The organism is Azohydromonas sp. (assembly GCF_035325925.1).
Lineage (GTDB): Bacteria > Pseudomonadota > Gammaproteobacteria > Burkholderiales > Burkholderiaceae_C > Calidifontimicrobium.
Window position 1 is genome coordinate 1 of record NZ_DAOKZA010000087.1, and the last position, 7,238, is coordinate 7,238.

Consider the following 7,238-nt stretch of genomic DNA (forward strand, 5'->3'; position numbering starts at 1 on the left):
TCGGCGAAGTCGAGCATGTCGATCTTCTCGAGCTGGCTCGCCGCGCCGTACTCCGGCGTCATCACGTACATCGGCACGTCGACGTGCGGCACGATCGCCGCGTCGCCCTGGCCGATGCCCGAGGTCTCGACGACGATGAGGTCGAAGCCGGCGCATTGGCACGCCGCAACGACGTCGGGCAGCGCGGCACTGATCTCGCTGCCGGCCTCGCGCGTGGCCAGGCTGCGCATGTACACCCGCGGCCCGGCGCGCCACGGCCCGATCGCGTTCATGCGAATGCGGTCACCCAGCAGCGCGCCGCCACTCTTGCGCCGGCTCGGGTCGATGCTGACCACCGCGATGCGCAGCGCGTCGTCCTGGTCCAGTCGCAGCCGCCGGATCAGTTCGTCGGTGAGCGAACTCTTGCCCGCGCCGCCGGTGCCGGTGATGCCCAGCACCGGCACGCGAGCGGCCTGCGCGCGCTCGCGCATCGCCTGCACCAGCGCCGCGTCCGCGCGGCCGCCTTCCAGCGCGGTGATCAGCTGTGCCAGCGCGCGCCAGGCGGCGTCCGAGTGGCCGGTCACCGCGTCGAGGCTTGCCGGCGCGTGCGCTGCCAGGTCGACATCGCAGCGCATCAGCATCTCGCCGATCATGCCCTGCAGGCCCATGCGCTGGCCGTCCTCGGGGCTGTAGATGCGCGCCACGCCGTAGGCCTGCAACTCGCGGATCTCCGGCGCCACGATCACGCCGCCGCCGCCGCCGAAGACCTGGATGTGCGCGCCGCCGCGCTGGCGCAGCAGGTCGACCATGTACCTGAAGTACTCGACGTGTCCGCCCTGATACGAGCTGATCGCGACGCCCTGCACGTCTTCCTGCAGCGCCGCGGTGACCACCTCGTCGACCGAGCGGTTGTGGCCCAGGTGGATCACCTCGGCGCCCATGCCCTGCAGGATGCGGCGCATGATGTTGATCGCCGCGTCGTGGCCGTCGAACAGGCTGGCCGCCGTCACGAAACGCACTTTGTGCGTCGGGCGATAGCTCGCCAGCGCCTGGAACTCGGCGGACAGGTCGGTCATGGTCGGTCTCCGGGTCGAGGCAGGTCGAGATTGACGTTTACGTCAACGTCAATGGCAGTGTAGCGGCAGCCACCGGAGTGCGCAGGCCGGGCGCGCCGGACGCTGCCCGCGGGCGACCGGGTCCGTGACGATGGCCCCGCGGCGCACCGCCTGCTACCCTCGGGGTCCATGAGCTTCATGGCGATCGACATCGGCAACACCCGGCTGAAGTGGGCGCAGTATGCGTCGCCGCAGCCCGGTGCGGCGCTGCTGGCGCACGGCGCGGTGTTCCTCGAGACCATCGACGAACTCGCCGACGGCGAGTGGACGCGGCTGCAGCCGCCGTCGAGCATGCTCGGCTGCAACGTCGCCGGCGACCCGGTGCGACGCCGTGTCGAGGAGCAGCTCGAGTTGTGGGACGTCGAGCCGCGCTGGGTGGTGCCCAGCGCGCACGACGCCGGGGTCAGCAACGGCTACGACCACCCGGCGCGTCTCGGCGCCGACCGCTGGGTCGCGCTGATCGGTGCGCGCGCGCACATGCGCGAGCGCACGCGTGGTGCGCTGACGCGCCCGGTGCTGGTGGTCATGATCGGCACCGCGGTCACCGTCGACGCGCTCGACCCGCACGGTCACTTCCTCGGCGGCATCATCCTGCCGGGCCACGGCATCATGCTGCGGGCCCTCGAGAGCGGCACCGCGGGACTGCACGTGCCCACCGGCGAAGTGCGCGCCTTCCCGTCGAACACCTCGGACGGGTTGACCAGCGGCGGGACGTACGCGATCACCGGCGCGATCGAGCGCATGCACCGGCACCTCGCGACGCGATGCGGCACACGCCCGGCGACGCTGATCACCGGCGGCGCCGGCTGGAAGGTCGCGCCGTTCCTCGAGATCGAGCACGAACTCGTCGAGTCGCTGATCTTCGACGGGCTGCTGGCGCTGCAGTCGCACCGCCTGGCGCTGTAGCCGCGTCGCGGCTACAGGATGTAGCGCGACAGGTCGTCGTTCCTCGCCAGTTCGGCGAGCTTGGCGTCGACCGCGGCGGCGTCGATCGTCACCGACTGCCCGGCCAGCTTCGGTGCGTCGAAGCTGATGTCGTCGAGCAGCCGCTCGAGCACCGTGGCCAGGCGCCGCGCGCCGATGTTCTCGGTGCGCTCGTTGACGTCGAAGGCGATCTGCGCCAGCCGCCGGATGCCCTCGGGCGTGATCTGCAGCATCACGCCCTCGGTGGCCAGCAGCGCCTGATACTGCTTGACCAGGCTGGCATGGGTGCTCGACAGGATGGCCTCGAAGTCGTCGACGGTCAGCGAACCGAGCTCGACGCGGATCGGGAATCGCCCCTGCAGCTCGGGAATCAGGTCGCTGGGCTTGGACAGGTGGAAGGCGCCAGAGGCGATGAACAGCACGTGGTCGGTGCGCACCATGCCGTACTTGGTGTTCACCGTCGTGCCCTCGACCAGCGGCAGCAGGTCGCGCTGCACGCCCTGGCGGCTGACGTCGGCGCCGCCGTGCTCGGCGCGGCTGGCCACCTTGTCGATCTCGTCGATGAACACGATGCCGTTGCCCTCGGCGTGCGCGACCGCGGCGGTGCGGATGTCGTCCTCGTTGACCAGCTTGCCGGCCTCCTCGTCGACGAGCAACTTCATTGCCTCGCCGATGCGCAGCTTGCGGGTCTTCTTGCGCGTGCTGCCCAGCTGCGAGAACAGGCCCTTGAGCTGTTCGGCCATCTCCTCCATGCCCTGCGGCCCGAGGATCTCGAGCGCCGGCTTCGCGTCGGCGACGTCGACCTCGATCTCCTTGTCGTCGAGACTGCCCTCGCGCAGGCGTTTGCGCATGACCTGCCGCGCGGTGTTGTCGCCGCTCGGTGCGCCGTCGGCGGCGAAGCCCATGCCAGAGCGCGGCGGCGGGACGAGGATGTCGAGGATGCGGTCCTCGGCGGCGTCCTCGGCCAGCGCGCGCTTGGCCTTGATCTGGCGCTCGCGCTCCTGCTTGACGGCCACGTCGACCAGGTCGCGCACGATGCTGTCGACGTCCTTGCCGACGTAGCCGACCTCGGTGAACTTGGTCGCCTCGACCTTGACGAACGGCGCGTCGGCCAGCCGCGCCAACCGGCGCGCGATCTCGGTCTTGCCGACACCGGTCGGGCCGATCATCAGGATGTTCTTCGGCGTGATCTCGGCGCGCAGCTTCTCGTCGACCTGCTGTCGGCGCCAGCGGTTGCGCAGCGCGATGGCCACCGCCCGCTTGGCTTGCGCCTGGCCGACGATGTGGCGATCGAGTTCGGAGACGATCTCCTGCGGGGTCATGCTCATCGGACTGCCTTTCGGTGGCTGCGAGACCACCTCCCCGGGGAGGCGGGTGCCGCCTTCGGGCGGCCCGGCGACGGCGCTCGTCGCGTCACTCCAGCAGCTCGATCGTGTGATGCTGGTTGGTGTAGATGCACAGGTCGCCGGCGATCTCGAGCGACTTCTTGACGATCTCGCCCGGTGCCAGCTCGGTGTGGCCGAGCAGCGCGCGCGCCGCCGCCAGCGCGTACGCGCCACCCGAGCCGATCGCGATGATGCCGTGTTCGGGCTCGAGCACGTCGCCGGCGCCGGTGATGATCAGCGATGCCTCACGGTCGGCCACCGCCAGCATCGCCTCGAGACGGCGCAGCACGCGGTCGGTGCGCCAGTCGCGCGTGAGTTCGATCGCTGCGCGCACCAGGTGCCCCTGGTGCTTCTCGAGCTTGGCCTCGAAGCGCTCGAACAGCGTGAACGCGTCGGCGGTGGCGCCGGCGAACCCGGCGAGCACCTGGTCGCGGTGCAGCTTGCGCACCTTGCGTGCGCTGGCCTTGACGACGATGTTGCCCAGCGTGACCTGGCCGTCGCCGCCGAGCGCGACGCGCGGGCCGCGACGCACGCTGACGATGGTGGTGCCGTGGTAGCTTTCCATGGATGATGCTTCCGGGGCGCGCCGCAGGCGCCGTGCGTGCGTCAGACGTGGCGCACGCGCACCTTGGCGTGTTCGTTGATGCCCATCGCACCGAAAAACAACGCGACGAGGCGGTGCGCGTCGGTGAAGCTGACCTGGCGGCCCTCGCCGCGCCTGGCCAGCACCCAGTTCAGGAGGTCGCCGGCGGCGAGGAAGTCGACGCGGATCAGCCGTGCGCATGACACGTTGATCAGCGTCGCGCCGCCGAGTTCGTCGTCGAGGCGCTTGAGCGTGTCGTCGATGCCGCCGACCAGCTGTCCGGACAGCTCGACGCTCGCCATCTTGACCTCGGCCGTCGCCGGCACGCCGGCCTCGTCGATCAGCGACGACTCGAAGAAGGTCGTCGACACGCCGCTGACCTGCGACAGCGCCGGCGCGTGCGTGTGCCGCCCGGGACCGCTGATGCGCAGCCTGCACTTCGCGCGCTCCCACGACGGCGGAGACACCTCGTAAGTGACGCAGTAGTCGATCGCGACCTCGTCGAACTGGTCGGGCCGGTTGGCCAGCCGCAGCGCCTCCAGCCGCGCGACCCAGAACGCCGGGTCGGCATCACGCAGGCCGGTGGGGGCCTGCTCGGCCAGCGCGGCGAGCAGCCGATCGCCGGAGTGCCAGCGCATGTCCAGCGGCTGCGTCGCCCAGTGACGCATCAGCTCGGTCAGCTGCACCGCACCCTCGACCTCGACCGAGGCCAGTCGCGACCAGTCGAACACCCACGGCAGCGGCATCTGCAGCGTCTGCGAGCGCAGGCGCGCAACCGCATCGGCGTCGAGCACCTCCGGGCACACCCAACCGACCGAGTCGCCGGGATCGCTGCGCTTGCTCGCCGGACGCTGCTCGGCCACCGCATCGGCGACCAGGCGCGGCAGCGAGAACCACTGCGGCGCCGACCAGCCGAAGCGCTGCGCGTAGTCGAGCGCCAGCGCCTCGAACTTGTCCTGCTGCCCGGTGGCGCGGTACAGGTCGAAGCGCACCAGCCAGGTCTCGCCATGCTGGGCACGCGGGCCGTGGATCGCGGTCAGCGCGTCGAGCGAGCGTTCGCACTGGTCGAAGTCGGCATTCGCGAACGCGATCACCGCCTCGTCGAGCTCGGGGTCGTGCTGCACCTCGGTGAACTCGACCGGCGGCGGCTTCGCGCCGGCCGCGTAGGCCGGACCGACGGCCTCGGCGGGCACGGGCCGCCCCGGCTCGACGCCGGCCAACGGCGGCAGCCCGCCGCCCATCACCACCGGCGCGGGGGGCAGCGGCGGACGGTCCGGGTCGGGCAGCGGTGGCAGCGCGGGCAGCACGTCGCCGTCAGTGGACGACAGGCCGCTGGTGGGCGGCAGCGCGCCGCGGAACGCGGCAGGTTCGGTCGGGGCGTCGAAGAAGGCGGCCGGGCGCGTCGGCGCCGCCGGCAGCGGCGCGTTGCCGACCATCTGCTGCTCGATCTCGTCGATCTTGGCCTTCACGCCGCCGTCGCCGCGCGAGGCGTTGTCCGACAGCTTGGCCTCGGAGTCGAGGCGCGACACCGTGCCGCCGAGCGCGGCGAGCTGCTCGGGCGTCAGCCCCTCGCGGCGCACACGGCGCAGCATGTCGAACTCGCTCTTGCGCACGAAGTCGTTGCGCCGCTTGCGCTCGACCATCGCCTTGAGCTCGGACTTCTCGATCTCGCCGCTGCCGGTGGCGTCCTGGCGCGAGTTGAGATCGGCCCAGTCCGTCGTCGGGTTGGCGACGAAGCGCACGACCTTGCGCAGGAAGCTCTCGCCGTCTTTCGGTTCGGGCATCTCGGCGTGAGGGCAAGCTCAGGCGCGGCGCGCGGCGCCGACGCGCCATCGTCGCCGGTTCATGACCTGGCGGTGGGGTGTCATCTCAACGGCCGGGGCGCACGAAGTGCCCCGCGCGGCCGCTGCGGCACCACCGCCACGCCAGAGACCGCCGCGGCGCCGGCTCGGCCGGTCCGCTGGCGGCGCCCTCTCGAGCAGGAGGCGCCGAAGTGGGCGCAGGGAGGGTGGGCCATCTCAATCGCCGAACATCTTCTGTTTCATCTCGCGGCGCTGCTGCGCCTCGAGCGACAGCGTCGCCGTCGGCCGTGCGAGCAGGCGGCGCAGCCCGATCGGCTCGCCGGTCTCGTCGCAGTAGCCGTACTCGCCGGCCTCGATGCGCGCCAGCGACTGCGAGATCTTCTTCAGCAGCTTGCGCTCGCGGTCGCGGGTGCGCAGCTCGAGCGCGTGCTCCTCCTCGATCGTCGCGCGGTCGGCCGGGTCGGGCACGATGCTCGTGTCCTCGCGCAGATGCTCGGTGGTCTCGCCCGCGTTGGACAGCAGGTCGTCCTTCAGCGCCACCAGCCGCGCGCGGAAGAAGTCGAGCTGCTTGTCGTTCATGTACTCCGACTCGGGCATCGCCAGCAGTTCGGCCTCGGACAGGTCGCGCCCGGCCTTGGTCTTCCAGGCGTTGACGAGCTTCGGGTCCGCCTTCGCGGCGGGTTTGACGGCATCCATCGTCGAATCGTCGAAAGTGCGCACGGCCGGGCTCTTCGCCGGCGCGAAACGGTCGGTGAAGCGGCTGGCCGCCTCGGCGGCGGCGGTGGCGACGCCGGCCTTGGCGCGCGCCGCCGGTTTGCCCGCGCCCGCTTTGGCCTCGGCCGACTTGGAGGCAGTCGACTTGGACGGGCTGCTGGTCTTGCTCACTTCGCTCTCCTCGCGGCGGCCTTCGTTGCTGCGCTGCGCGCCGTCCGGCCGGCGGCGCGGTCGGCTCCAGGGCGCGCGGATTGTAGCGACGCCCCCCGTGCCGCGCGGCGGATCAGACCAGGCATTGCTCTAGCCCCTGTTGCAGGATGTCACGCGGCAGGTCGATGCCGATGAACACCATCTTGCTCTCCTTCTTCTCGCCCGGCGCCCATTTCGGCCCCAGGTCGCTGCCCATCAGCTGGTGCACGCCCTGGAAGATCACCTTGCGGTCGGTGCCCTTCATGTGCAGCACGCCCTTGTAGCGCAGCATCTTCGGCCCGTAGACCTGCACGATGGCGCCGAGGAAGTCCTCGAGCTTGGCCGGGTTGAAGGCCCTATCGGCACGGAACACGAAGGACTTGACGTCGTCATCGTGATGGTGGTGGTGCGGGTGGTCGCAGTGCTCACCGTGCGCGTGGTCGTGCCCGTGGTCGTGCGCCGGGCCGTGGCCGTCGCCCGTCAGGAACTGCGGGTCGACGTCGAGCTTGGCGTTGAGGTTGAAGCCGCGCAGGTCGAACACCTCGGC

The 7,238-nt window shown here is 71.0% G+C and carries 7 protein-coding genes; 1 reads left to right on the plus strand and 6 read right to left on the minus strand.

The window, feature by feature from the left end:
• Positions 1-1,055: cobalamin-dependent protein (locus PKC53_RS18255; protein ID WP_324431237.1), on the minus strand; the 1,055-nt coding region annotated here is incomplete at its 3' end.
• A 168-nt stretch (positions 1,056-1,223) separates the two neighbouring features.
• Between PKC53_RS18255 and PKC53_RS18260 the strand changes: the two genes are divergently transcribed.
• Positions 1,224-2,000, plus strand: coding sequence for a type III pantothenate kinase (locus PKC53_RS18260; RefSeq protein ID WP_324431239.1), 777 nt, complete (start codon positions 1,224-1,226; stop codon positions 1,998-2,000).
• Positions 2,001-2,011: 11 nt separating this feature from the next.
• Here the strand turns inward: PKC53_RS18260 and hslU are convergent, their stop codons facing one another.
• The 5 genes from hslU to PKC53_RS18285 form a co-directional block, all read right to left on the minus strand.
• Complete coding sequence (gene hslU / locus PKC53_RS18265; protein ID WP_324431241.1) at positions 2,012-3,346, minus strand: ATP-dependent protease ATPase subunit HslU; 1,335 nt, start codon at positions 3,344-3,346, stop codon at positions 2,012-2,014.
• 85 nt (positions 3,347-3,431) lie between these two features.
• Positions 3,432-3,968: an ATP-dependent protease subunit HslV gene (gene hslV / locus PKC53_RS18270; protein ID WP_324431243.1), complete on the minus strand. Its 537-nt coding sequence runs from the start codon at positions 3,966-3,968 to the stop codon at positions 3,432-3,434.
• A 41-nt stretch (positions 3,969-4,009) separates the two neighbouring features.
• Complete coding sequence (locus PKC53_RS18275; protein ID WP_324431245.1) at positions 4,010-5,770, minus strand: STAS domain-containing protein; 1,761 nt, start codon at positions 5,768-5,770, stop codon at positions 4,010-4,012.
• Positions 5,771-6,004: 234 nt separating this feature from the next.
• Entirely contained in the window at positions 6,005-6,673 is a 669-nt protein-coding gene (dksA, locus tag PKC53_RS18280; RefSeq protein WP_324431247.1) for an RNA polymerase-binding protein DksA, read from the minus strand.
• A 112-nt stretch (positions 6,674-6,785) separates the two neighbouring features.
• A partial coding sequence (locus tag PKC53_RS18285) for a GTP-binding protein (protein ID WP_324431249.1) occupies positions 6,786-7,238 on the minus strand: 453 nt, incomplete at its 5' end.